Raw genomic sequence first — 24,181 nt, 5'->3', positions numbered from 1 at the left:
GCACAGCGCTCACCTTGCAGCTCTTGAACGAGACTGCCCGGAGCCGCCGACCCTCGTCGCACCGCTTGAAGAAGCAGCGCCTGAAGATGTTGTATATCGATACGATGTGTACGGTGGGCGTCGGGTGGCGCTGCGGCGCATCACCGGCGGCTTGATGCCGCTGCCGCCTTCCTGCGTCGTCCAGTCGCCGGCGAGGAAAACGGCCTTCCACTGGTCGGCCGTCAACGCCGCGCCCGCCAGGCCCGCCTCGCGCAGTTCGTCCAGGCGGGGATCGCCGATCTCTCCAACCACGCGCTGGCCGCCTTCCCCCTTGACCGGAAAGCGCGCCACCGCCACAACGCGATTCTGCTCGCGCAGGGCCAGTTCCGGCAAGGTGGAGCCGGACAGCGACCGGCAGGTTTCTGCAAATTGCTCCTCACAGGCTGCAAGCGCAGTCGAGGACTCCGCCGCACCCGAGCTCCACAGGGTGCGGCCGGCGTCAGCCGCCAGCGGCGCAAGGGCGCCGTTTAACATCTCCTCCGCCAGACTGCGCAGAAGCGCGCCCGCCTCGTCCAACGAAACAGGCGCATCGCCGCCTACAGGGAGAAATTCCGTGGGACTGCCATGATCCTTCAACGTCTGCGCCCAGGCGGCTTCCAGCGCCTCTGTGGCGGTGAGCAGCGCCTTGCGTTGTTCGGCGGGCCCCTTTTCCGCCATCACGCGCAAGGTGGTGTGCAGGATCTGCGGACGCAGTGCGTCGAGAGGATGGTCGCCGTCGTCTTCCACCAGGCTGTCGCGGCGACCGGTCAGGATGACTTTGTGCAGCCCCAGCGCCGCGATCGGCCCTGCGATCAAGGCGGCGTAGATGTCGGCGAAGATCTCTTCCTCCCATGCCAGCAGCCATGCGGGCCAACGTTCGGCCTCGGCCTGGGGGGCCGGCGCGGCCAGCGCTTCGATCTGCTCGTCGAGATTGGCAAGATAATTCACCGTGATCTGGCGATAGACATGATGGCCGGTTTCGTGTGCAATCGCCGCCAGCCGGTTGCGATCGCCGACGGCGCTGAAATCAATGCCGAGCACAGCGATCGGCGCATAGGGCATCAGACGGATGGTGGGCGATTTTTGGAAATAGGTCAGCATGACGGTCGGCTCCACCAGCCTGTGGCGCACCGCCGGCGCAATGGCGTCCCTCGCCAGCCGATCGGCCAGCTCCAGCGTCTGGCGCATCAGCACTGTTGACGACGCACCTTCGCGATGGCTGATCGAGCGCAGCAACACATCGATGTCAAAGGCGGTCTGGCGGGCGGTGGCCTCCAGCAAAAATGCGAGCGGGTAACGTGGGTCAACCTCGAACGCGCCGCCCGGCCCCAGGCCTTTGAGTAAAAAGTCGAACTGCTTGCGCGCAAATGCAGCAAGACAATGGAGCGCAGTGTAGGCGGTGCGACGCCGCGTCAGCCCGCCTACGCCGCTGCGCCGCCCCAGCTCAGCGGCGACGTCCACCAACGCAGTCGCTCTTATGCTTGAATGGTCGGGCAAGGATGGATTCTGCATAGCGGTTCCTTTTCCAGGATTCATGCGGATATGGAGATCGGGATAAATATACCATAAAATAGACAAACGAGGATGAAATCGGTGGGTCACCCTGGGGCGGATGGCGTTGCTTCTATGTTGTTCTGCATCCTGGCAGACGCAAGCGAAGGCGTCCGCCAACACGGGCCGCGCAACACATGGACACATGACAAAAATTCTTGCAATCGAAACCAGCTGTGATGAAACCGCCGCCGCCGTAGTCGAGGATGGACGCCGCGTCCACTCCAACGTGGTGGCGACGCAAATTGAGCTGCATCGTCGCTTCGGCGGCGTCTTTCCAGAGGTGGCGAGCCGTCAGCACGTGCTGGCCATCGCTCCCGTCATTGAGCAGGCGCTGGCGGAGGCGGGCGTCTCTGCGCGAGCGCTCGACGCCATCGCCGTGACGCACGGCCCAGGACTGGCGGGCAGTCTGCTGGTGGGCGTCAACGCCGCCAAGGGATTGGCCTTCGCCGCCGATCGCCCGCTGCTCGCCGTCAATCACCTGGAGGGGCACATCTACTCGAACTGGCTGGAAGCGCCCGGTGCGGATCAAGGGCAACCTGCAGACAATTTTCCGGTGGTCGTGTTGATCGTCTCCGGCGGCCACACCGAGCTCATTGAAATGCGCGGCCACAGCCGCTATCGACGCCTGGGCGGCACGCTCGACGACGCAGCCGGCGAGGCCTTCGACAAGATGGCTCGGCTGCTCGACCTGGGCTTTCCCGGCGGGCCGGCCATCGAGCGCGCGGCGGAGGGGGGCGATCCCGCCGCCTTTGAGCTGCCGCGCGCGTTGCGTCACGATCCTGTGCACAGGTTTGATTTCAGCTTCTCCGGCTTGAAGACGGCGATGTTGAACCTGACCAAACGGCTGAGGGAGCAAGGCCTGGATTTGCGCGATCCGCATCTGCTGGCCGATCTCGCCGCCTCGTTTCAGCAGACGGTGGCCGACGCGCTGGTGGAGAAGACCGCCGAGGCTGCGCTGGCTGCAGGCGCGCGACAGGTCTGCATCTGCGGCGGCGTCAGCGCCAACCGCTGCCTGCGCGCCACCGCCGCTACGCGCATGGCGGAGTTGGGCGTCCCTTTATACATTCCGCCATTTGCCTATTGTACGGACAACGCCGCCATGATCGGCGCCGCCGCCTATTACAACTGGCTTGCCAATCCTCGGCCGGAGGATGGGCTGGGAATCGACGTGCACGCTTCCCTGCCGCTGCCGGAGATGGTCGATTGAAAAGCGATTTAGCCCAGGGGCCTTCGTTGCCCTTTGCTGCGGCGATGATATAATCGAGACGATTTTTTCATCGCAATGGTGAGCCAGAGGATCGATATGAGCAATTTGAACGGACAACTGGAAGCGCTGCATCAGGAGGCCCTGGCGACGCTGGCGGCGACGCAGAGCCTGGCGGAAACCGAAGCGTGGTATCACGAATATCTGGGGCGCAAAGGCAAATTGACCGCCATCCTGCGTGGCCTGGGGCAGCTCTCGAAAGAAGAGCGCCCGCTGGTGGGCAAGCGCGCCAATGAGATCAAAGAGGCGTTGGAGCAGGCGCTGAAGCAACGTCAGGAGGTCGTCGCCGTCGAGGAGATGGAGCGCACCCTCGCCGCCGAAGCGGTCGACGTGACGATGCCGGGGCGCAGGCCGTTGCTGGGGAAGCTGCACCCCACCAATCAGGCCATGCGCGAGATGGTTGAAATTCTCAAGCAGATGGGTTTCCAGGTCTTCGACTCGCCTGAAGTGGAAACCGACGACTACAACTTCGGCCTGCTCAACTTCCCGCCCGATCATCCGGCGCGCGAGATGCAGGACACCTTCTTCACGACGACGCCCAACGTCATCCTGCGCACGCACACCAGTCCGGGTCAGCTTCACGCCATGCGCAAGTATGCGCCGGAGCCGATTCGGGTCATTCTGCCGGGCAAATGCTATCGCAACGAAGACGTGACCGCGCGCTCGGAGATGATGTTCTATCAGATCGAAGGGCTGGCGGTCGGTCGCCACATCACCTTCAGCGACCTCAAGGGCACGCTCCTGAATTTCGCCAATCAGATGTACGGGGAAGGGCGTCGAATCCGTTTCCGCAGATCCTACTTTCCCTTCACAGAGCCGAGCGTGGAGGTGGACGTCGACTGCATTCTCTGCGGCGGCGCCGGATGTCGGCTCTGTAAATACACCGGTTGGTTGGAGATCCTCGGCGCAGGCATGGTGCACCCGGTCGTGCTCAAAAACGGCGGCTACGACCCGGCCATCTTCAGCGGCTTCGCCTTCGGCATGGGCATCGAGCGGCAGGCGATGCTCAAGCGCGGGGTGGACGATATTCGGCTCTTTTACAGCAACGACGTGCGCTTCCTGGCGCGGGTGTGATCGGTTTCAGGCGGCGCGTACGATCTCGGGGCGAGGACGTGCGGCCGGGAGCCGCACCTACGAAAGACCGTGGCGATTCCGTAGGCGCTGGTCGTAGCGGCGCTTCGTCGGTTCATCCATCGTCTCGGGGTCTGTCGAGGACGTGCGGCTGGGAGCCGCACCTACGGGAAACCGTGGTGATTCCGTAGATGTTGTTCATCGGAGGACAGCCGGAAGATAGACTTTTTGACCCAACAGATCCTCGATGTCGCCCACCCACAGCGTGACCGGCACGATGAGCGGAGCAACGCCGCCCTCCGCAGAGACGGAGATGAGAATCTCCCCTTGATAGACCCCCGGCGCCAGTCCTTCGACGAGGGCGCGAATCTCCAACAGCCCTTCCTCCGTCACCGAGAGCGCCAGCCAGGGAACTGCGGTGGAGGCCTGCCATACGCCGGTCGTGCAGTTGACGCACTCGACCACCAGAAGGGCGGTGGGCGGTTCTGTCTCTGCAGCCTGCAGCGTCACTGCGCTCGGCGTCACCGAAAGCGACGGCGGTTGAATCAGCTCTGCGGAGGGAGCAATCAGCATTCCGCTGGCAGGGTGGACGTCGAACGCAGGCGAGAAGGCGCCGTCCTCACGCAGCAGCCTCGCCTGCACCCCACGGTTGCGCAGGTAGCGCTCCGGCGAAAGCCATTGCAGCGGCGCCGTCGCCGCCACCGGCGCGGAAAAAAGCGTCACCGCGTCCACTGTGACCTCCGCCGCGCCGGTGGCGTCAATCCGAAACGTGACCGTCTGTGCGTCGGCGTCCGGCGCATAGGGCACGGCGAACTCCTGGTACGCACCGGCGACGTCGAAATCGCTTCCGCGCAATGCGCGCTGCGCCAGCTCGCGACGCGGCCCCACCACGCGCAGCTTCGCCACCGTCTGCGTCGTTGCATGGTCGCTCACCTTGAGGCGGAAATACGCCACGCCCGGCTGCGAGGCCAGATAGTCGCCCGCCCATAAGGTGACGACGCCGGCGCCGGTCAAGCGCACCGCAGCGCCGCCGATGGCATCGCCATCCTCAATTCTGGTGGCGGAGGTGGGCGTGAAGGAAAAATGGGGGTCGCTGTCGTCGCCCACCCAGTCCAGGCTGAATTGAACCTGCGGCCAGCCTCCCGCCTCGATGCGTTGCAGCCGCATCCCCATATCGAAACGGCTGGCGCCGTCCAGCGTCAGGGCGTCCAGCGGCAGGTTCTCTCCCAGATAGATGGCGTCGGAGGCCACCGCCGTGCGACCCAAGGCGTCGCGCGTCTTGACGTAGACGTGCTTCCACCCGTTCCCCTCGCTCAGCAGCCAGACGGTCTCTGTGGCATAGGGCTGCCAGGTTGCCTCGGTGAAATTCGGATCGTTCGAGATCATCATCTCGACGGCCGATCCAAGCCCCATCATCCCGGGAACGGTGGCCGGGTCATAAATGTAGAGGTTCACCTGACGGCTCGCCGTGGAAGGCGCTTCATTTTCGATGACGACAGGCGCATAGGCGGCGTCGACGGCGAGATCGGCGACGATGTAGCCGCGGTTGGACTCTGACAGCGCATAGCCCACGCCGATTTCGCGTAGACGCGCGTCGAGCAAATTTTGCCGATGCGCGTCGCTGCGCATCCAGGCGCGCACGGCTGCCTCCGGCGATGTATAGTTGCAAACTGCGTTCTCCGCCCAGGCGCCCAGGCGCACAAAACCCGCCGCGCGCATGCGCTCACCCGGAGCGCGGCCCTGGCTGTCGACGTGGCCGCAATAGCCAGAGGGATGGTTGGCGATGACGTCTTGCGCAAACGCACGCGCCGAAGCCGTCAGCTCCCGATTCCAACGCAACGGCGCCAGCCCGGCCTGTCGGCGCTCCAGGTTGATCAGATGGATCGTCTGAAGCTCATTGAAAAAGAGTTCGGCGGGAGACACCTGTTGCGCCTGGAGAGGAAGGGGAACGAGCAGAGAAGTGAGCAAACCCAGGAATGCAATGAGAAAAAACGACGAACGCTGCGATGTTCTCATGATTTGAGATTTTCTTCGGTGCACCGGTTTACGACAATTCCCGCGAGGATTCAATCGCATTTCTCCGCGCCGATCCCTGATACGATTGGCCTACGTTCGATCGACGAACGGCGGACGCATTATCGCTTGAAGGTCTTCCGGCGTATCCACGTCGATCAGCCAGCGCGCTTCGGCGGGGACAAGGGCGACTTCGTCCGCATGCGCAGCCAGGACGCGGCGCCCGCCGACGTCGCCGTGCAAGGTCAACAGTTCACCCCAGAAGCGTCGATCAAACAGGGCCGGCGCGCCGCGCAGCTCGCCTTCCACCTGCGGCGCGGCCAGATCGGCACCAACGCGCCAGGCTGTGAAGAGACGGCGCAGCAACAAGGGATCGAGGAACGGCTGATCCACCGGCATGAAAATGGCCGCTTCGACCGTCTCCGGCAAATTGTGCAGCGCCGTCGCCACGCTGGTCGCCTGTCCTGCCCGCCACTCCGGGTTATGCACCAGTGCAACGGCCTCTCGCCAGGGAGAGAGCGCCGCATGCACCGCCTCCGCCTCTGCGCCGGTGACGACCCACACCGGACCGACGGCGGCCTGCAACGCCGTGCGCACCGCGCGCGCGATCATCGGCGCGCCGTCCACCGCGATCAGCTGCTTCGCTTTCTGCATGCGCGCGCCGCCGCCCGCCGCCAGCACCACCACCGCCGCTTGCCCCCAACGCTCCACCACCGGCTCATGCGCAGAATCGCCGACGCGCGTCGCCAGCGCAGAGACGCCTTGCGCCGCCAGCAGCGCTGCGATCAGGCGCGCATAGGCCAGGCGCAGCGGCGCATCGACTTTGTTCAGGATAGGCGTGAAACGCATGTGCGGACGCAGCCCTTTCGCTCCGCCGTGCGGCGAGCAGAGAAGTCGCGCCGCCATCGACGGCGTCAGCAGCGGCGTTGCGTCGGCGGGCAAGCCGAGCGCTGTGCGCACGCGCTCTGGGCGATGCACGCTGCGCGCATCGAGGGGGGCGCCGACGGCGTCCATGCCCACCACCGGCGCCAGGTGAGTGGTCGCGTCGGGCAACACCGGTTCATGGTCGGCCGGCGCCTTGATCGGCCTCATCTTGCTGCCGTCCGCCTCGACCGTGATGACGGCGACGCCGAGCGACGCCGCGCGCTGCGCCAGCAAGTCCACCTGTGCCGCCTCTAGCCCCAGGCGGCGGTCTCCCACCACCGGCCCTCCCAGCAGGCAGTAGCCGTGCTGCGCCAGCGCCCGCTCCAGCGCGTCCCAGGGAAGGGCGGAGCCGCGCACTTCAACGAAGGCGGGCGCCCACGCCGTCTGAAACGCAGCGATGCGCGTCGTCGGCGCCACGATGGCGCGGCGTCCGGCGGCTGCGGCCTCGGCGGCCAGGCGAAAGGCGGCGCTGCTCTTGCCGCCGCCGCCCACGAAGGCGACGACGCTCGCCGCGCTGTCTCCTGACGCAGTGAAATCTAATCGTAAAGCTCGATGCAACAACATTGCAATCCCTCAAACGTGGACGTCTGATTGTCGATGAAATCTCTTTTTGGAATCGCCCGATGACCGTTGCCAAAAACGGCGCTGCTGTGAGATACTATACGATCATGAGCAAGTCTGTGCAGAAATCTGTGCGCGGCGACGAACGTTCGCCGCGTCAGCCCATTATACTCGACGGCAAGGAATTGGACGCCGCCGCCATTGCGGCGCAGCGCGCGGCGCAGCGTGCGCGAGCGCGTATGGCGAAAACGCTGCTGATTGCGCTCGGCGTCGGGCTGGCGTTGATCTTTATCAGCAGCTTCTGGATCAGCCGCAACGTCTCCGCCGACGCCGGCTTCGCCCTTTTCCTTTTGCCGGCGGCGCTCCTCTTTGCGACCGTTTATTTCCTCAACAACTACTGGCAGTGGCGCATCTTACAGGCGCTCGATCTGCGCTGCCCGCACTGTGAAGGGCCGCTAGGCGGAGAAATTCACTGGACAAGACGCCCCGCTTATCACTGTCCTCACTGCGGCAAGGACGCCATCGCCACCGCGCGTCAGTTGGGCGACCGCTGAAGCGCTAGACTCTCGGCGATGCTCCATCAGGCCAAATTAACAATAAATACATACTTCATTTGTCGCTTATGCACCTGCGCCGCGCTGTACTACACTGGATCGAAGGGGATGGATTTGCGGCGAGGCAATCAGGTATGACAAGGCGCAATCGATTCGAATTTATGCGTTTTTCACTTCACCCGCGAGTCTTTGTGCAAAACTGGTTCATCCTGTTGATCGCAGGATTGATCCTTGTCGGAGGCGTGGGCGTCAGCGCATGGTTTGGCGCCTATGTCGAGCGCATGATGCAGATGCAATTGATTGCCTACGCCGAGGGCATCGCCGCCGAAATCGACCCCGCCGCCGTGCAGGCGCTTGACTTCACTGCGGCGGACCGCACTTCGCCGGTCTACCAGCGGTTGCGCGCCTATCTCACCGCCTACGGTCATCACACCGTTCCGATGCCTCAGGCGCGCGGCCGATACGTGGGCGTCTACACGATGGTTCAGCGCAACGGGCGGATTCTCTTCGGGCCGGAGAATATTCCAGAGGATCATGCGTACTCCTCGACGCCTGGAACGCCTTATGAGCAGCCTCCCGCCTCTTTGCTGAAGGTTTTTCGATTGCGGCGCAGCGTCACCGTCGGCCCCTATGTTGACGAGTATGGTGCGTTTGTCTCCGCGTTTGCGCCTGTCCTCGATCCTGCAAGTGGAAACGTGTCGCTGGTCGTCGGCGTCGATATGGAGGCCTCCGCCTGGACGGAGGAGGTGCGCTGGGCGCATGCGCTGCCGTTGCTCTTTGCGCTGCTGCTGATCGGCCTTGTGCTGCTCTCCGCCAGCCTGCTTCGCTGGCGCAACCGTCAAATTCCCGAACGCCGGCGGCGACTCCGTTATCTGGAGGCAGTCGCCGTGGCGGGGTTTGGCCTTGTCCTTACGAGCGGCGGCGTCTTGTTCACGCGCATGATGGAGGACTACGACGCGCAGCGCATCTTCAGCGAGGTGGCGCGCACAGAAGCGATGCAGCTTGCGAACGCCCTTCAGGATATCGAGCGCCGCGATCTCGACAGCCTGGCGCGTTTTATCGCCAACAGCGATGAGGTCACCCGTGAAGAATTTATGCACTTTGTCGAACCGTTGACCTTTTCCATGGTCGGCGGTTGGTCCTGGGCGCCGGTCGTCCCTGAGGCGCAGCGCAACGCATTCGAGGCGAAAGCCAGCGCGGAAGAGAGCGCTCCATACGAGGTCTGGGAGCTCGACGCCGAGGGGCGCAAAGCGCCCGCCGCTCCCCGCGCTCGCTACTTTCCTGTCCGGTTTGTGGCGCCTGAAGCCTCCAACGGATACGCCCTCGGCTTCGACGTCGCTTCAGAGCCACAGCGGCGCGCCATGCTGGAGGAGGCGGAGCGCACCGGGCTGGCGACGGCGACGCCTCCAATTCAGTTGTTGGACGGCGTCTGGGGAACGCTGATTGCGCAGCCGGTGTTGGATCGAACCGATCCTACACAGTTGCGCGGCTTTGTGCTGGCGGTCTTCCGATTTCCTCGTCTGTTTGAGAGCGTATTTTCGTCCATGGAACTGAGCGAGAGCGAGGTCGTCTGGGATTCACTCTACCATGCGACGCCGACCGGGACGCTGCAACTGATCGCGAGCAATCGCTCGACGCCCCCTGTGCAGCCGCCGGAGCTTCTGGAAAACGCCGAGAAGCGCGCCACCTGGCCGCTCTTCATCGGCGGTCAGACCTACATCATCGCTTTGGATGCCGGACCTGGGTTTGCAGAGATTCACCGTCCTCAGGGCGGCTTGCTCGTCGGCGCGGCCGGCGTCCTATGTACGGCTATCGTCGCTTTATGGGTGGCGTCCATCATCAACCGACGTCGCCTGCTCGAATCCCTCGTGCAGGAGCGCACGGCGGCGCTGGAAACAAGCCGGGCGCATCTGGCGGCTGCACTGCGCTCGATCGGCGACGCCGTCGTTAGCGTCGACGTGGAAGGAAGAGTCACCAGCCTGAACAAAATTGCGGAGGAGTTGACCGGCTGGTGCGAAGAGGAGGCGCTGGGACGTCCGGTGGAGCAGGTGCTCCACCTGTTGGACTCGGTTTCACGCGCGCCGGCGATCAATCCGATCATGGAGGTTTTACAGCGCAACTCCGACTTTCACCATGACGACCGGTTTCTGCTGATCGACCGCGGCGGCGAAGCGCGCCGGATCGCCGGCAGCTGTGCGCCGATTCAAGACAAAGACGGCGCTTTGCTCGGTGCAGTGATGGTCTTCCGCGATGTCACCGAGATGGAGCGGCGCAACGAGGAGCTGCGCCGGCTGGCGCTGGTGGCGGAGCGCACGACAAACGCCGTGATCATCACCGATGCAGAGCGTCGCATCGTCTGGGTCAACGCCGCCTTCACGCGCATCACCGGTTACGCGCTGGAGGAGGTGTTCGGGCGCAAGCCGGGTGAATTCCTCGTATTTGAAAAGACCGACCCCGCTACGCTTCAAAAGATGCGAACGGCGTTCGCAGCGGCGCAACCCGTGCGCGTGGAAATTCTTAACCGCAACAAATACGGCCGAGAGTACTGGGTGGACGCCGCAATCCAACCCCTTTTTGACGACAACGGCGTCCTCGTCGGCTCCATCTCCATCGAAAGCGAGGTGACCGCTCAGGTGGAGCAGCGCCTCTTCTTGCAGTCGGTGCTCTCCTCCATCCCTTCGGGGTTGGTCGTTCAAGACACGCGCGGCGTCATCGTGGAATGCAATCAAAAGGCCGAAGAGCTTCTCGGCGTTCCGCGCGAGCAGATCATCGGCGCCGATTCGATTGCAGGCCGCATGCACACCGTGCACCTGGATGGCAGCGACTGGCCGCATGACGAGCACCCCTGCTGGGTGACGCTGCGCACCGGCGAGGCGGTTCACAACGCCGTGATGGGCATCGATGCACCGGGGGGCGAACGCCGCTGGTTCTCGATCGAGACCGCCCCGCTGCGCGATGCCATCGGCAACCTCAAAGGCGTCGTCGTCATCTTCAGCGACGTGACCGCTCCGGTCAACGCTCAAAAGGCCTTGCGGGAAAGCGAAGAGCGCTTCCGATCCCTGATTCAGACCATGGCCGAAGGCGTTGTAATGCAGAACGCGGAAGGACAAATCCTCTTTGCCAATGACGCCGCGTGCGAAATTCTCGGCCTGGCGCGTGATGAAATGCTGCAACGGACCGTTACGGATCCGCGCTGGCGCACGATCACGGAAACCGGGGAAGATTTCCCACAACAAAATTACCCTGCCATGGTGACGTTGCGCACCGGTCGGCCGCTGCGCAACGTCGTCATGGGCGTGCACCGGCCCGACGATGCGCTCGTCTGGATCTCCATCAACTCACAGCCGTTGCTCGATCCCGGCGAAGAAAAACCGCACGCCGTCGTCGTCACCTTCCACGACATCAGCGAACGCAAGCGCGCCGAATTGCGGTTGCATTACGCCAATCAACATCTGCAAGAGGCGCTCAAGCGCGCCGAAGAGCTGGCCGCACAGGCGGAGCAGGCCAACCGCGCCAAGAGCGAGTTCCTCGCCAACATGAGCCATGAAATCCGCACGCCGATGAACGGCGTCATCGGCATGACCGGCCTGCTGCTGGAGACCGAGTTGACCGAAGAGCAGCGCCGCTACGTCGAAACGATCCGCTCCAGCGGCGAGACGTTGCTCACCATCATCAACGACATCCTCGACATCTCCAAGATCGAAGCGGGCAAACTGGAGCTGGAGACGACCGACTTCGACCTGATCGAGCTGCTCGACGACTTTGCCGCCACGCTGGCGGTGAAGGCGCAGGAAAAGAAGCTGGAATTCCTCTGCGCCGCCGATCCGGAGACCCCGCGACGCCTGCGCGGCGACCCCGGACGGCTGCGGCAGGTGCTCACGAACCTGACTGCCAATGCGCTGCGCTTCACCGAACAAGGCGAAGTCAGCGTGCGCGTGACGCCCGTGCAGTCCACAGAGCGTGAAGTCACGCTGCGCTTTGTCGTGCGCGACACCGGCATCGGCATCCCGCAGGAAAAGCTGCCGCTGATCTTCGAGAAATTCGTGCAGGTGGACGCCTCCACCACGCGACGCTACGGCGGCACCGGCCTGGGGCTGGCGATCTCCAAACGGCTGGTCGAATTGATGGGGGGCGAGATCGGCGTGGAGAGCGAGCCGGGCAAAGGCTCGACTTTTTGGTTCGTCGTCACGCTGCCCAGGCAGGCTGCGACCGAGCAGAGGCTGGACCTGCCGGACACGCTGCATGGGATTCGCGTGCTGATCGTCGACGACAACGCCACCAACCGCGAAATTCTCCACGCCCAGCTGAGCGCATGGGGCATGGCGCCGGATGAAGCCGAGAGCGGCCACGCGGCTTTGCAAAAGCTGGAGGAAGCCTGGCGGGCCGGAAAGCCCTACCGACTGGCCATTCTCGACATGCAGATGCCGGAGATGGACGGCCTCATGTTGGGGCGCACCATTCGCAGCGATGAACGCTATCGCTCGCTCGAACTCATCATGATGAGCTCGATGGGCCAGGACGGCGAAGCGCGCTCCATCCGTCAGAATGGCTTCGCCGCCTACCTGATCAAACCGGTGCGTCAATCCGATTTGTTCAATACGTTGCGGCAGACGCTTGCACAAAGCACCGCCCGTTCATCCGTCGCCCCTGCCGGCGAGACGAAGCCCGCCATCCCTAAACTGTCGCGCAGCAACGTGCGCGTGCTGGTGGCCGAGGACAACGCCGTGAACCAGCAGGTGGCATTGGGCATCCTGCGCCGCATGGGCGCGCGCGCCGAGGTGGTCGGCAGCGGCGCAGAGTCGATCGAGGCGCTGCGGCAGGCGCCTTACGACATTGTGTTGATGGACGTGCAGATGCCCGACATGGACGGGCTGGAGGCCACGCAACGCATTCGCAGCGGAGAGGCCGGCGAGCGCTGTATGCACATCCCGATCATCGCCATGACCGCACACGCCCTGCAGAGCGACCGCGACCGTTGTCTGGCGGCGGGGATGAACGACTACGTCTCCAAGCCGGTGAAGCCGCAGGAGCTGCATCAGGTGTTGGAGCGCTGGTTGGCGCAGACGGAAACGCACATCAACCAACCATGAATTGTCGTAGCTGCGGCTCGCAGCCGCAGGTTCCGACAGCCCACAAGTGCAGGCCCTCACCCCCTGCCCCCTCTCCCAATGGTGGGAGAGGGGGAGGAGGGAGCGCCGTAGCTGCGGCTCGCAGCCGCAGGTTCCGACAGCCCACAAGTGCAGGCCCTCACCCCCTGCCCCCTCTCCCAATGGTGGGAGAGGGGGAGGAGGGAGCGCCGTAGCTGCGGCTCGCAGCCGCAGGTTCCGACAGCCCGAGGAAGCGCGATTGCGAGCGCACCCTACAAGAAATTCCGCCATCATTGACGCCTGACCTCCCCGGGCCGGATCGTCGTGTAGTTGAGAAGTCCGGCCATTCCCTCCCGTCGAAAAATGAGGCGCGCCCGCTGCGCCGGATTTTGTCGGCGCTCGAGCCGTCGCCACAGCGGCGTCAGCAGGCGCTCCTCGCCGAAGCCGCGCGCCGTCAGCGCCGCCTCCGCCAGCGTCAGTATGCGCTCCAGAAAATCGGGCGCCGGCTGGGGCGCATCCAATCCATAACGAATCGCTTGCTGGTGGTAGGTCTGCATCTGCGCCCAGTACGTTTCTCCTAGCACATCCATGATCATCGGATGAATCGAAGGCTCGGCTTCAATCAATCCCAGGTTGAGCGCGGCGGCGGCCATCGTCTCTGACCACGGCTGTTGACATGCAGGCCGCATTTCGAGCGTGCCATAGGCCGTGCGCAGGCGGGCGCTGTTCCAGATGTAATGTTCGTGAAAAAGAAAGGCGGGATAGTCGGCGCCGTGCGCGCGCAAATACTCGGTGAAAGGGATGGAGCTGGGGACGATTTCGCCGCCGGCGCGCGCGATCAAATAGGTGGCCTGCGAAATCGTCGCAAAGAAGTCCGCCAGGTCGCACATCGGGCGCGGCAACATGCCGTGACGATGCTCGTTAGCGCGAATCGAGGCCATCACCCCCTCGCGCGCGCTGCAATAGGGGCTTTCCTTGCCTGCGTAGATGGGCGAGTTGGCGCAAAAGGCGATCACAACCGGCGTGATCAGGCTGCCGTAGTTCAGCATGCGCACCATTTCTTCGCGGCCGATCGCCACATGCAACTGATCGGCTGCGGTGACGGTGTACCATAACCAGGGGTCGGCCATGGCGCGATAGAGGCTCACGTAGCGCTGCTTGGGGGAGAGGATGCGCAGCTGCGGCGGCGTGAGCGGCTGGATGCCGTATCCCAGCACGCGCCAGCCGGCGCGCGTCGCTGCACTCACCAGGCGACTGACAGCCTCTTGCATAATTTCTTGTAATTCGTACAGATTTTGGCAGGGTCTTGTGCTGATTTCGATCGTGCCCAGTCCCACCTCAAGCGCATAGGAGTAATTCGGCCCCTTTAAGCCAACGATGAAATCACGCTGGCCGGGCGGCCCGGCGCCGTATTCCGGCTCCAGGTCGGGGTGGGTCAACAGCGTCTGCCAGAGGCGACGGCTGTCCACTGCTTCGCCCGAGGCGGAGACGATGGGAAACTCCGCCTCGCGGCCTACGGTGCGCACGGCCGGGCGTTGCTCAGGAAAACCTTCCGAAAAACGCTCGGCCAGCTCGGTGAAGATCGGCGCAAGTTGTGGGTCGGCGGAGATAGGCGTTACTCCATTGGATATTTCATGCCAATTTGGGCGCGGATTTCGTCCATGATCGCCATGATGCGCACCGATTCGTCGAGCGGCATCACGTCGCTTTCCCGTTTGCCGGCGCGCACGCAGCTCGCCACCTCGATTGCTTCGTGGCTGTAGCCGTTGGCGATGTATGGGCGGCGAATGACTTCACTCTCTGCAAAGGCGTGTTTCAACGTCAACGCGTCGCCGACCCACCAGGGGCTGTGGATGCGGATCGAGCCGACGTCGCCGAGGATCACCGCTTCCTGCGGCGTGTTCGTGCGCATGGAAGTGTATAGCACGGCCACTTCTCCGCCCGGAAAGCCCAGGAGGACGCCGGTGTTCTCGTCGATGCCGGTGGCGCCCAGTGTCGCCACGGCGGCGATGCGATCTGGCCGCCCCAGCAACATCGACGCCAGCGAAATCGGATAGACGCCTACGTCGAGCAGCGCGCCGCCGCCCAGCGCCGGATCGAAGAGACGACTGGCGGGGTTGAAGGAGGCGCGAAAGCCGAAGTCCGCCTGGATCATCTGCACCTTGCCGATGGCGCCCTCGGCGATCAGCCGTCGCGTTTCCACCATGATGGGCAAAAAGCGCGTCCACATCGCCTCCATCAGAAAGAGGCCGGCGCTGCGCGCAGCGTCCACCATCTCCTGCGCCTGAGCGGCGTTGATGGCGAAGGGCTTTTCGCAGAGCACGTGCTTGCCATGGCGCAACGCCAGGAGAGTGTGGTCGTGATGAAAGCTGTGCGGCGTCGCCACGTAGATGGCGTCCACATGCGGGTCCTCTGCCAGAGATTCGTAGCTGGCGTGCCGGCGTGGGATGTCAAATTGGTCGGCGAAGCGGTCGGCGGAGGCTTGCGTGCGCGAGCCGACCGCAATCACCTCTTGGTCTGCGAGCGCCTCGACGCCGGCGGCGAATTTGGCGGCGATGGCGCCTGTTCCGAGAATGCCCCAACGAAAACGTTCACTCATTGAAAACTCCAATCGGCTGTCCAGCGGTCCGCCATCGGCATTCCGCTGGTGAAGGCGGCGTTGATCACACGCTGCACGTCGATGGGAACGCGACGCAAGGTCACGTCGATGCGTGCAGGCGAGCGGTAGTCGATCAGTGCATATTCGGCCCACGGTGGGTTGTAGGCGGAGCCGTCCCTGCGCAGGACAAAGGGCAGCCCCACGCTGCCCGGGTTGATCACCCAACGATGCTGATGACGGCGCACCATTTGCGTGTGCGTGTGACCCCCTGCACAGATCAAAGACGCGTCATCGCCGAAAATCTCCGCCAGCGCGGCGTCGGATGTGGTCGCCTCGATCTCCTCATCGAACGAGCGCGGGGAGCCATGATAGCAGAGCAGCGCAGTCTCTTCATCGAGCGCAATGCGCACGACAGGCTGAAAGCTGCGAATCAAGGCGCGATCGCTTTCCGTCAGCTGGGCTGCGCCCCATCCTTCGACGGCGTTGTAAAGCGCCGTTTGCGCATCGTCCCCGGGGTAGGGCCGAGGATCGAGCGCCCAGGCGTCGGTGTTGCCCATGACCACGGGACAACCCAGCGCAGCGACTGCGGCGAGCGTCTCGCGCGGCTGCGGCCCGAAGAGGGCGACGTCGCCCAGGCAGACGATCTGATCGGGGCGGTCGGCTTGAATCGCGGCCAGCGCCACCTCCGTGGCATGGAGATTGCCGTGCGTGTCGGAAAAGAGGGCGATGCGCATCACTGTTCTTTCTCTTTCAGCGCCTTCCACACCCGGTCCGGCGTGAAGGGCAGCTCGTCGAGCCAGCAGCCGGTGGCGTCGTGGATGGCGGCGGCGATAGCCGGCGCAACCGGAATGAAGGGCATCTCCGCCATGCCGCGCACGCCGAGCGGCCCTTGTGGGTCGGGAAACTCCAGGATGATCGGCTCGACGATCGTCGGCGCATCGAGCACGCCGGGGATCAAGTAGGTGCTCAGGTGCTGCGTCACCGCGCGGCCCTCGCGCTGCACGAACTTCTCCATCAGCGCCCAGCCGATTCCCTGCGCTACGCCGCCTTCGATCTGGCCTTCGACCTGCTGCGGGTTGACGGCGTGGCCGACGTCGTTGGCGCTGATCATGCGCACGACATGGACGTGACCGGTGTCAAGATCGACCTCGACCTCCGCCACCTGGGCGCAATAGCCATACGTGACGTTGGGGTCGGAGGCGCCCGTCTCCCGGTCGTAGGGGGTGGTGGCGCGAGGGCGATAGACAAATTCGGCGCGGGCCGGTCGCTCCTCGTTGCGCCACTCCTGCAGCGCGCGTTCGGCTGCGCCTTTGATGGCGTTGCCGGCCATGAAGGTCATGCGGCTGGCGGAGGAGCTGCCGCTGGAGCCGGCGACCTCGGTCGATTCGGTGCGCAGCTCGATGCAATTCGGGTCAAGGTCCAACACCTCGGCCGCGATCTGGCGGAAGACGGAATGCGCGCCCTGCCCCACCTCGGCGCCGACGCAGCCGACCACGGCGCGCTCGATGCGCTCCTTGCCGTGCAGCTCCACCCAGGCTGAGCAGTGCTCCGGAAAGCCCAGGCTGAAGCCTACGTTTTTGAAGCAACAGGCGACGCCGATTCCACGCGCCACGCGGCGCCGCGTGGCGTCCAGAGAAGTGAGGGAAGAGAAGCGAGGCTTGTGTGAGGCGACGGCGGCAGGGCGACGCCACCCCTCATTTTCGTCTTTGCGCCAGCCGGCGCGTTCGGCTGCGGCGGCGACCACCTCGCGGATAGTGCAGCCGGGGGGCAGCGGCGCTTTCGTGGGCAGGATGGTCCCTTCACGCCAGAGGTTGCGCATGCGCAGCTCGACCGGGTCCATGCCGAGCGCCTCCGCCAGCTTGTTGACCTGCATCTCGGCGGCGAAGTGTCCCTGTGGCCCACCGAAGCCGCGGAAGGCGCCGCTGGGCGTATTGTTGGTGTAGACGGTGCGCGCCACCACATGCACGTTGGGGATTTTATACGGACCCAGCGCGGCCAGCAGCGCGTTGCCGAGCACTTTGGTGCTGGTGTAGGCGTAGGCTCCGCAGTCGCTAGTCAAATCCATCTGCGCGGCCACGATCCGGCCGTCGCGTGTGGCGCCCCATTTGGCCTTGATTGTAAACGGATGGCGTTTGTGGTGGCCGACGATGCTCTCCTCCCGGCTCCACACCGTCTTGACCGGGCGCCCGGTCTTCCACGCCGCCAGCGCCAGCACGATCTGGATGGAGATGTCTTCGCGTCCGCCGAACGCGCCGCCGACGGCGCCGTGACGCACGACGATTTGTTCCTCTGGCAGGCCGAGCGCATGCGCAATTTGATGACGCTCTTCGTGCATCCACTGGCCGGGGCAGATCACCTCGATGCGGCCATCCGGTCGCACCCAGGCCAGGCCGGCCTCCGGCTGCAAATAGGCGTGCTCCTGCGCCTGGGTGCGGTAGACCGCCTCGACGATCACATCCGCCTGGGCGAAGCCCGCCTCGATGTCGCCGTCGATCAGCCGATACTCCAGCAAGACGTTGGACTGCGGGTCGCGCTCGCCGTAGGGATAGGGAAAAGGATAAGGATGGAGCGGCGGCGCGCCGGGCGCCATTGCCTCAAAAGGGTCGGTGATGACCGGCAACGGCTCATATTCGATGTGGATGGCCCTGGCGGCGGCCTCCGCCTCCGCCTCGCTTTCGGCCACCACCAGCGCGACGTGATCGGCCTCCCAGCGCACGATCTCGGCCTGGGGCGTGCTGCCCAGGCCGCACAGCACCGGCTGGTCGGGCATGATCAGGCCGTATTCGTTGACCGGCACGTCGGCTGCAGTCAGCACTGCGATCACGCCGGGCATGGCGCGTGCGGCGCTGACGTCCATGGCCTTGATGCGAGCGTGCGGCACGCCGGCGAAGACGACTTTGAGCCAGGCCTGCCCCGGCAAATTCATGTCGCCAGCGTAGACGCCGGCGCCGGTCACCTTGTCCAGTGCGTCGACGCGAGGGAGACTGCTTCCAACAGCGCGCATAGACCCTCCTTTTCGATGATGGAATCGAGCCGCCGGCGGCCTCAGCCCTGCCGCGCCAGCATCGGGCCGAGGCGTCGTCCACCGAGCAGGTGGATGTGGAGGTGGTAAATCTCCTGGCCGGCGTCGCGGTTGCAGTTGACCAACAGCCGATATCCGCTTTCTGCAATGCCCTCCTGGGCGGCGATCTTTTTCGCCACCACGAACATGTGGCCGAGCAATTGTTCGTCCTCCTCCGTCACGTCGTTGGCGGTGGGGATCAGCTTGTTGGGTACGATCAGGATGTGCACCGGCGCCTGCGGGTTGATGTCTCGGAAGGCGGTCACCTGCTCGTCCTGGTAGACAATGTCCGATGGAACTTCGCGACGGATGATCTTGCTAAAGATGGTCTCGGTGGCCATTGGTGGTCGTTATCCCGAATCTTCATGATCAAGTCGATGGAAATAGGCAATGCGCCCCAATGGGCTCTCTAACAGCGCTGTCCAAACTATTTTACATCATCCCTGGAAAGTTTCTATTTCTCTTCCTTTGTCGCTCGGAGATATTTTGACGATTGCGTTTTCTTGCGAGAGGTGAACTGCTCGACACGAAAGAGGGCGCCTCACGCCACGTCCAACGATCTCTCCGAAAAACCGAGCGGTGGCGTTATAATGCGACTGTAGACGTTGTATTTAAGACCGCTGCGAGCGGGAACGCTTCCAGCGCATCGATCACTGTCGGAGGAGAACCGCACATGTCCCAAATGCATCTCACGGCCTCGCCAACCTGGCGCCAGCTCGAAGAACATGCCAAAGCCATCCGCTCTGTTCATCTGCGCAACCTCTTCGCCGCCGATCCTGCCCGCGGCGAACGGATGGTCATCGACGCGCTGGGCCTTTACTTCGATTATTCCAAGCATCGCGTCACCGACGAGACGCTGCGCCTGCTCGTGCAACTTGCAGAGGAGCGCGGCCTGCGCGAGCGCATCGACGCCATGTTCCGTGGAGAAAAGATCAACGTCACCGAAAACCGCGCCGTGCTGCACGTCGCCCTGCGCGCGCCGCGCGACGCCCACATCTACGTTGACGGCGAGGACGTCGTGCCGGAGGTGCACGCCGTCCTCGATCGCATGAGCGAATTTTCACGCCGCGTGCGCAGCGGCGAGTGGAAGGGCTTCACCGGCAAACGCATCCGCAACGTCGTCAACATCGGCATCGGCGGCTCGGACCTGGGGCCGGTGATGGCGTATGAGGCGCTGCGCCACTACAGCGAGCGCAGCATGACCTTCCGTTTCGTCTCCAACATCGACGGCACCGACTTCGCCGAAGCCGTGCGCGACCTCGACCCGGCGGAGACGCTCTTTATCGTGGCGTCCAAGACCTTCACCACGCTGGAGACGATGACCAACGCCCAGACGGCGCGACGCTGGCTGCTGAGCGCGCTGGGCGATGAACGCGCCGTCGCCCATCACTTCGTCGCCGTCTCGACCAACGCTGCAGAGGTCGCCAGGTTCGGCATCGACACCGCCAACATGTTCGGCTTCTGGGATTGGGTGGGCGGACGCTATTCGATGGACTCCGCCATCGGGCTATCGACCATGATCGCCATCGGGCCGGAGCGTTTTCAGGAGATGCTGGCCGGCTTTCACGCCATGGACGAGCATTTCCGCACCGCGCCCTTCGAGCGCAACATGCCGGTGATCATGGCGCTGCTGGGCGTCTGGTACAACAACTTCTTCGGCGCCGAGAGCGTCGCCGTGCTGCCCTACGACCAGTATCTGAAGCGCTTTCCGGCCTATCTCCAACAGCTTACGATGGAGAGCAACGGCAAGTACGTCACCCTCGACGGCGTGCGCGTCGACTATCAGACCGGCGCCATCTACTGGGGCGAGCCGGGCACCAACGGCCAGCACTCGTTCTATCAGTTGCTGCACCAGGGGACGAAACTGGTGCCTTGCGACTTCATCGGCTTCTGCCAGAGCCTCAACCCCATCGGCGACCATCATGATCTGCTCGTGTCCAATATCTTCGCCCAGAGCGAGGCGCTGGCTTTCGGCAAGACGGCGGAGGAAGTGCGCGCAGAGGGAACGCCGGAATGGCTGGTTCCCCATCGCGTCTTTGAGGGCAACCGCCCCTCCACCACCATCCTCGCCGATCGCCTGACGCCGGAGGTGCTCGGCAAGCTGGTGGCGCTCTACGAACACTGCGTCTTTACGCAGGGCGTCATCTGGAACATCAACTCGTTCGACCAGTGGGGCGTGGAGTTGGGCAAAGTGCTGGCGAAGCGCATCGTCGGCGAGCTGACGTCCGAGGCGCCGGAGCTGCGACACGACAGCTCGACGAATGCGCTGATCCGACGCTATCGAGAAAGACGGAGAAACGCTTGAGCGCCAGGCGTCGAAAAGGGTTGGGCAGCCAACGACCGCACCCTTGAGAAGGCTGCGCTTGAAGGATCGGCTGCCCAACCTGAAGGCTTTGATGTTTCAAGGGTTTATTTTCAAAGCTTTACGCTCCCTTTAGAGCTATCTTTCAACGGAGGCGCCTCTAAGCCGGCTTGGCGAAGAGGAGGACGGCCTGCGCGGCGAGCGAGCGCCTTTTCGATTTCACCATAGACAAAGACAATGCTGCTGAGCGCAATGCACGTCAGCAAATCTTGGGCGGCAAGCGGCGTTGTATTGAGAAAAGGTTGCAAGGCCGGCGCATAGATCGCAGCCAACTGCAAACCGACGACGACGGCGATCAGCAGCGTCAGCGACTTGTTGCTGAACAAACCGGCTTGAAGGGTCGAATCATTGCCGGTTCGGATGGCAAGCGCCTGCCACACCTGCAAAAACGCCAGTGTTGTGAACATCATCGTCTGCCAATCCGCGTAGCCGGCGCTCCATCGATGAAGGCCAACGCCCAACGCAATTGCGCCGATCAACGCGCCCATGCGAATCACCTGACCGAGGCCGCCATGGCTGAAAATGTTCGCCTGCGGCGAGATCGGCGGGCGACGCATGACGTTCTTTTCGGCAGGCTCCACGCCCAGGCCAATGCCGAGTAAACCATCGGTCAATAAGTTCAACCACAGCAATTGCAGCGGCATGAGTGGAATAAGGAGCGGCGGCAACGGCGACGCTGGCGCCAACAGGGCGAGCACGGGGGCAAGCAACATCACCATCACCTTGCCGAGGTTGCCGCCGACGGAGAACTTAACGAATTTTTTGATATTGTCGTAGATGGTGCGTCCTTCCTCGACCGCATTTACGATCGTCGCGAAATTGTCGTCGAGCAGGACGATCTCAGCGGCCTCGCGGGTGACGTCGGTTCCGGTGACGCCCATCGCCACCCCGATGTCGGCTTTCTTGAGGGCAGGTGCATCGTTGACGCCGTCGCCGGTCATTGCCACCACATGGCCTTGCCGCTGCAACGCAGTGACGATGCGCAGTTTATGTTCGGGCGAGACGCGCGCAAAGACCGAGACGTCCGTCAATGCCGCGCTCAACTGTTCGTCCGACATTTGGGAAAGTTGTAGACCCGTGATTACGCGGTCTTCGGCGGCGGCGATGCCCAGCTCTTTGGCGATGGCGAGGGCGGTGAGCGGGTGATCGCCGGTGATCATGATGGGACGAATTCCCGCCATCTTGCATTTGGCGACCGCCTCTTTCACCTCAGGTCGCGGGGGATCGATCATTCCAAACAAGCCCACCAGCGTCAGATTGCGCTCCAACGCTTCATCCGCTTTGGCGGGTCGTTCATCCAACAACTTGAACGCTACAGCCAGCACGCGCATGCCTTCCGCCGCCAACCGTGCATTCGAGGCCTCGATGCGCTGACGCCATTCCGGCGTGATAGGCTGCGCTCCGCCGTTCACCCACACCTGCGCAGCAATGTCCAGCAAACCGTCCACCGACCCTTTTGTGAAGGCAACAAACCGGGATTGAGCGATGGGGAGTTGCGCCAAAACGTCGTTCACCGCCGATGCATCGTTTTCGACGTTCAATTCATGCACGGTCGTCATGCGTTTGCGCTCGCTGTCGAACGGGAGCTCCAGGACGCGCGGCAGCCGCCGCTCGAGTTCGTCCTTGCGCAAACCGAATTGCGCGGCTGCGAGCACCAACGCTCCTTCGGTGGGGTCGCCGACGGCGCGCCATCCCCCAGGATCGTCCCCAATCAACTGAGCGTCGCTTGCCAGCGCGCCTGCAGAAAGCAACAGCGACATGGCCTTCGCCTGAAGGCGCGTCTCCTCGGTCGGCGGCTCGGCGAGCTCAAGCCTGACCTCTTCTCGACCGATGCGCTCGTTCAGCTGCACGCTGCGATCCATCAGGTCGAGCACGGTCACGGTCATGCGATTCTGCGTAAGCGTCCCTGTTTTATCGGAGCAGATGACGGTGACCGAGCCAAGCGTCTCAACTGCAGGCAATTTGCGGATGAGCGCGTTGCGCGCCAGCATGCGACGCGCGCCGAGCGCAAGCGTGATGGTCACCACGGCGGGCAGCCCTTCGGGCACGATGGCGACGGCGACGCTCACAGCCACGAGGAACATTTCGCCCAACGTGCCGCCGCGCAACAGACCAAATACGGCGACGACCGCTGCGATCATCACCCCCACCAGCGCCAGCGCCTTGCCCAAACGGTCGAGCCGTTTTTGCAGCGGCGTCGCTTCGCGCTCGACGGTTTGCAGCATCGTGGCAATTTTACCCAGCTCTGTGCGGGCGCCTGTCTCAACGACAATTCCGACGCCTCGCCCATATGTCACCACCGTGCCCATGTAGGCCATATTGCGTCGGTCGCCCAGCGGAGCGTCGGCGCTGAACACCAGATTGGCGTCCTTCTCAACCGCTTCCGACTCGCCGGTGAGTGCAGCTTCTTGAATGCGGAGATTGACGGTCTCAACCAGGCGCATGTCGGCAGGCGTCAGGTTGCCCGCCTCAAGCAAGACAATGTCTCCCGGCACCAGCTCACGCGCCGAGATCGTTTGCACTTGCCCCTCCCGTCGAACGCGCACCATAGGCGCTGCGAGCTTTTTGAGCGCGGCCATGGCGCGCTCAGCGCGATATTCCTGCACGAAGCCGAGCAAGCCAAACAGCACCACGATGGCGAAAATCGCCACCGCTTCCTGCCATTTCTGCAAAAACAGCGAAATTATCCCGGCCGCAATAAGGATCAGCACCATCGTGGCGGTGAACTGCTCCCACAACAGTCGCCAGGGGCTGCGGCTCGCCCTTTCGACAAGTTCATTCGGCCCCACCTGCGCCTGCAACTCGGCCACTTGTTGCGCAGTGAGGCCCATAGCCGGGTCTGAGCGAAGTTGCTTGATTGCGGCCTCAACTGAAAGAAGATGCCACTGCGATCTCTGTTCGGCGTTCACGGCTCTGCTCCTGATTGTCCACAACAAAAAAGACCATCGCGAGACGTCTCGCGATGGTCTTGCCTCTGTGCGATGTTCCCACATCCGACCAACCGGCAACGCTATTTGCGTTGCGTATTGACGATTGGTCGGTCCTTTCTGGGCAGGCTACTCCCCATCCACTGATAAAACTATAGCATCTGCGACGTATCTTGTCAACGAACG

14 protein-coding genes are annotated in these 24,181 nt (G+C 63.6%); 5 read left to right on the top strand and 9 right to left on the bottom strand.

Annotated features, from left to right (window positions below; genetic code table 11):
* Positions 1–9: 9 nt before the first annotated feature.
* Complete coding sequence (locus tag Q0367_RS10470; RefSeq protein WP_298982124.1) at positions 10–1,530, bottom strand: hypothetical protein; 1,521 nt, start codon at positions 1,528–1,530, stop codon at positions 10–12.
* Positions 1,531–1,714: 184 nt separating this feature from the next.
* On the opposite strand from Q0367_RS10470, the gene tsaD reads away from it, so the two are divergent.
* Together tsaD and pheS are read left to right on the top strand one after the other, a co-directional pair.
* On the top strand, positions 1,715–2,779 hold the full coding sequence (tsaD, locus tag Q0367_RS10465) for a tRNA (adenosine(37)-N6)-threonylcarbamoyltransferase complex transferase subunit TsaD (protein WP_298982122.1): 1,065 nt from the start codon (positions 1,715–1,717) through the stop codon (positions 2,777–2,779).
* A 96-nt stretch (positions 2,780–2,875) separates the two neighbouring features.
* Positions 2,876–3,910, top strand: coding sequence for a phenylalanine--tRNA ligase subunit alpha (gene pheS, locus Q0367_RS10460; RefSeq protein WP_297633633.1), 1,035 nt, complete (start codon positions 2,876–2,878; stop codon positions 3,908–3,910).
* A 195-nt stretch (positions 3,911–4,105) separates the two neighbouring features.
* On the opposite strand, the gene Q0367_RS10455 is transcribed toward pheS, so the two are convergent.
* Entirely contained in the window at positions 4,106–5,923 is a 1,818-nt protein-coding gene (locus Q0367_RS10455; protein ID WP_298982120.1) for a CAP domain-containing protein, read from the bottom strand.
* 90 nt (positions 5,924–6,013) lie between these two features.
* A complete protein-coding gene (yqeC, locus tag Q0367_RS10450) occupies positions 6,014–7,408 on the bottom strand; it encodes a selenium cofactor biosynthesis protein YqeC (protein ID WP_298982118.1) in 1,395 nt (464 codons plus the stop codon).
* Positions 7,409–7,467: 59 nt separating this feature from the next.
* On the opposite strand from yqeC, the gene Q0367_RS10445 reads away from it, so the two are divergent.
* Together Q0367_RS10445 and Q0367_RS10440 are read left to right on the top strand one after the other, a co-directional pair.
* Positions 7,468–7,959 carry a hypothetical protein gene (locus Q0367_RS10445; protein WP_298982116.1) on the top strand — a complete coding sequence of 164 codons (492 nt, stop codon included), beginning with the start codon at positions 7,468–7,470 and terminating at the stop codon, positions 7,957–7,959.
* 161 nt (positions 7,960–8,120) lie between these two features.
* Positions 8,121–13,049 (top strand): PAS domain S-box protein, encoded by a 4,929-nt coding sequence (locus tag Q0367_RS10440; protein WP_298982114.1) that lies wholly within the window; start codon positions 8,121–8,123, stop codon positions 13,047–13,049.
* 287 nt (positions 13,050–13,336) lie between these two features.
* Here Q0367_RS10440 and Q0367_RS10435 read toward each other — a convergent pair whose 3' ends face one another.
* The 5 genes from Q0367_RS10435 to Q0367_RS10415 form a co-directional block, all read right to left on the bottom strand.
* Positions 13,337–14,572: a glutamate-cysteine ligase family protein gene (locus tag Q0367_RS10435; RefSeq protein ID WP_298982112.1), complete on the bottom strand. Its 1,236-nt coding sequence runs from the start codon at positions 14,570–14,572 to the stop codon at positions 13,337–13,339.
* A gap of 89 nt (positions 14,573–14,661) precedes the next feature.
* Complete coding sequence (locus tag Q0367_RS10430) at positions 14,662–15,645, bottom strand: Gfo/Idh/MocA family protein (RefSeq protein WP_298982110.1); 984 nt, start codon at positions 15,643–15,645, stop codon at positions 14,662–14,664.
* Complete coding sequence (locus Q0367_RS10425) at positions 15,642–16,379, bottom strand: metallophosphoesterase (protein WP_298982197.1); 738 nt, start codon at positions 16,377–16,379, stop codon at positions 15,642–15,644. Before Q0367_RS10425 ends, Q0367_RS10430 begins: the two co-directional genes overlap by 4 nt.
* Positions 16,379–18,649: a xanthine dehydrogenase family protein molybdopterin-binding subunit gene (locus tag Q0367_RS10420; RefSeq protein WP_298982108.1), complete on the bottom strand. Its 2,271-nt coding sequence runs from the start codon at positions 18,647–18,649 to the stop codon at positions 16,379–16,381. The genes Q0367_RS10425 and Q0367_RS10420 overlap by 1 nt, the downstream gene beginning before the upstream one ends.
* A gap of 41 nt (positions 18,650–18,690) precedes the next feature.
* The gene (locus Q0367_RS10415) at positions 18,691–19,047 is read right to left on the bottom strand and encodes an HIT domain-containing protein (RefSeq protein ID WP_297633650.1); all 357 of its coding nucleotides are present in this window, start codon (positions 19,045–19,047) and stop codon (positions 18,691–18,693) included.
* A 332-nt stretch (positions 19,048–19,379) separates the two neighbouring features.
* Here Q0367_RS10415 and pgi point away from each other — a divergent pair, with 332 nt between their 5' ends.
* On the top strand, positions 19,380–21,011 hold the full coding sequence (gene pgi / locus Q0367_RS10410) for a glucose-6-phosphate isomerase (RefSeq protein WP_298982104.1): 1,632 nt from the start codon (positions 19,380–19,382) through the stop codon (positions 21,009–21,011).
* A gap of 110 nt (positions 21,012–21,121) precedes the next feature.
* Here the strand turns inward: pgi and Q0367_RS10405 are convergent, their stop codons facing one another.
* On the bottom strand, positions 21,122–23,977 hold the full coding sequence (locus tag Q0367_RS10405; RefSeq protein WP_298982102.1) for a cation-translocating P-type ATPase: 2,856 nt from the start codon (positions 23,975–23,977) through the stop codon (positions 21,122–21,124).
* Positions 23,978–24,181 lie beyond the last annotated feature (204 nt).

The sequence above is a fragment of the uncultured Caldilinea sp. genome (assembly GCF_937128415.1).
GTDB lineage: Bacteria > Chloroflexota > Anaerolineae > Caldilineales > Caldilineaceae > Caldilinea.
The sequence above is the reverse complement of the archived record's forward strand: the minus strand, read 5'-3'. Positions and strand labels throughout refer to the sequence as shown.

Bases quoted from the DNA above. Each gene is read 5' to 3' on its own strand.
- Q0367_RS10470 (WP_298982124.1), bottom strand. From the start codon at position 1,530: ATGCAGAATCCATCCTTGCCCGACCATTCAAGCATAAGAGCGACTGCG.
- tsaD (WP_298982122.1), top strand. From the start codon at position 1,715: ATGACAAAAATTCTTGCAATCGAAACCAGCTGTGATGAAACCGCCGCC.
- pheS (WP_297633633.1), top strand. From the start codon at position 2,876: ATGAGCAATTTGAACGGACAACTGGAAGCGCTGCATCAGGAGGCCCTG.
- Q0367_RS10455 (WP_298982120.1), bottom strand. From the start codon at position 5,923: ATGAGAACATCGCAGCGTTCGTCGTTTTTTCTCATTGCATTCCTGGGT.
- yqeC (WP_298982118.1), bottom strand. From the start codon at position 7,408: ATGTTGTTGCATCGAGCTTTACGATTAGATTTCACTGCGTCAGGAGAC.
- Q0367_RS10445 (WP_298982116.1), top strand. From the start codon at position 7,468: ATGACCGTTGCCAAAAACGGCGCTGCTGTGAGATACTATACGATCATG.
- Q0367_RS10440 (WP_298982114.1), top strand. From the start codon at position 8,121: ATGCGTTTTTCACTTCACCCGCGAGTCTTTGTGCAAAACTGGTTCATC.
- Q0367_RS10430 (WP_298982110.1), bottom strand. From the start codon at position 15,645: ATGAGTGAACGTTTTCGTTGGGGCATTCTCGGAACAGGCGCCATCGCC.
- Q0367_RS10425 (WP_298982197.1), bottom strand. From the start codon at position 16,379: ATGCGCATCGCCCTCTTTTCCGACACGCACGGCAATCTCCATGCCACG.
- Q0367_RS10420 (WP_298982108.1), bottom strand. From the start codon at position 18,649: ATGCGCGCTGTTGGAAGCAGTCTCCCTCGCGTCGACGCACTGGACAAG.
- Q0367_RS10415 (WP_297633650.1), bottom strand. From the start codon at position 19,047: ATGGCCACCGAGACCATCTTTAGCAAGATCATCCGTCGCGAAGTTCCA.
- pgi (WP_298982104.1), top strand. From the start codon at position 19,380: ATGTCCCAAATGCATCTCACGGCCTCGCCAACCTGGCGCCAGCTCGAA.